1 pseudogene is annotated in these 1,759 nt (G+C 69.3%); it reads right to left on the bottom strand.

Annotated elements, in window-relative coordinates:
- Window positions 1-1,759, bottom strand: a pseudogene (locus ACFTZL_RS44640) (hypothetical protein); the annotation flags it as partial.

Below are 1,759 nucleotides of genomic sequence, written 5' to 3'. Positions count from 1 at the left end.
CGGCGGTCGTTGGGGCGGTCTTCGTCGCGACGGCGGTCGTCGTCCCGTCGGCGGTCGTTCCTGCGGTCGTCGTCACGCCGGCGGTCGTCCGTGCGACGGCCGCCCGGACGCGTGTCCTTCGGGTCGCGGTCGCGGTCGCTGTCGTTCCGGTCGCGGCGGCGGTCCGGGCGGACCGTGTCGCGGGCCGGGCCGCGGCGGGTCGGGGTGTCGCGGCGGGCGTCCCTGTCGTCGTCCTTCAGGCGGCGGTCCGCGTCCCGCATGCGCTTGCGGGCGGCGTTCACCTCGCGGCCCTCGTCGCGGCGTTCGTCGTCGCGGCGCTTCTTCGGGCGGGTGGTGTGTGCGGGGCGGCGCTTCTTCTCCGGGGTGGAGCGCTTGCCGGGGCGGGGCTTCGACGGGGGGCGGGAGGTCTTGTCCGGGGACGGCTTGCGGGGCGCCGCCGGGCGGTCGGTGGGCCTGTCGTCCGTGCGGTCGGCGGGGCGGTCCGGGGCCGGGGTGCGGTCGTCGGTCGGGGCCGGGTGTTCGTCCTTGGGCTTGGTGGGGGCATCCGGCTTGTCGTCGGCGGGGCCCGGCTTGTTCTTCTTCGTGCGGAGGTTCTTGAGCATGTCACCGAGCCGTTCGGCCACCTTGCCCATGAAGCGCCCGACGCCCTCGATGAGGAACTCGTAGACCAGCTCCAGCAGCGCCACGACTCCCGCCGCGACCGCCTTCGCGAACGGCAGCGCGCCGTTGCCGCTCTTGACGGACTTGAGGAAGTCCATGAACAGGCCGAAGGCGGCGAGGATCTCGCTGAGGGCGCCCCACGCGGTCTGCAGGGCGTCGATGATCGCCATGACCCAGCCGGCGCCGGGGATGAGCTTGGCGACGACCTTCTCGACGACCATGACGCCGATGATGACGGGGAGTTGGGGAAGGGCCTCGTCCCAGGCCATCTGCGCCATCTGCTCGACGGTGACCCCGCCGGAGATCAGCTCCTGGAAGTCCTCCATCGGGACGCCGATGATCTCCTGGACCTTCTGGTTGAACCAGGCCCTGACCGCGGTCTTGATCTCCTCGAAGAGATGATCCTTGGCGCCCGTCTCCGCGGCGGCACCGGCCTTGCTGATCCAGTCGCCCGGGTCGGAGACGATGTCGTTGAAGATGGCCGCCCACTCACCGAGCGCGGCGACCGCGGCGGCACCGAACTCCAGCGCGCCGACGGTGACCGTCTCCGCGATGTCGACCGCCGCCAGCAGGCCGCCTTCCAGCGCGTCGAGACCGGCCAGGAGTGCGCCGCACAGGCCGTCGAGGAGCTTGCCGGCGACCTCCTTGAGCGCGTCGGCGAACTCGTTGACCTTCTGTACCGCCCAGTCGCGCGCGCCGTCGATGGTGTTGCGCCACTTGTCGCGCATCGCCGGGTAGTCGGCGAGGAGCTCGTCGCCGAGGGCGATCAGCGCGTCGGCGAAGGTGTTGATCTGGTCGATGACCCAGTTGCGGGCGTCGTCGATGAGCTTGAAGACCTGCTGCTTGAACTTGTCGATGAGGTCGGTGACGACCTGACGGGCCTTCTCGAAGACGCTCTTGATGGCGTTCTTGAGCTTCTCGAAGAACTCCTTGAGCTTCTCGATGGCCTCTTCTAGCCAGTTGTCGGCGTCGTCCTTGCCGTCATCCTGCTTTTTCTCCGCCTCCTTCTCGGCGTTGGTCTGCTCGTCGTCGATCTGCTTGTTGTCGTCCTCGGTCCGCTTGTCGACGTCCTTGTCGGTGTCCTCCTCCTTCTTCTTGA

The organism is Streptomyces sp. NPDC056948 (assembly GCF_042674225.1).
GTDB classification, from domain to species: Bacteria; Actinomycetota; Actinomycetes; order Streptomycetales; family Streptomycetaceae; genus Streptomyces; species Streptomyces purpurascens.
Note: the sequence above shows the minus strand (reverse complement) of the source record. Positions and strands in the feature narration are given on the sequence as shown.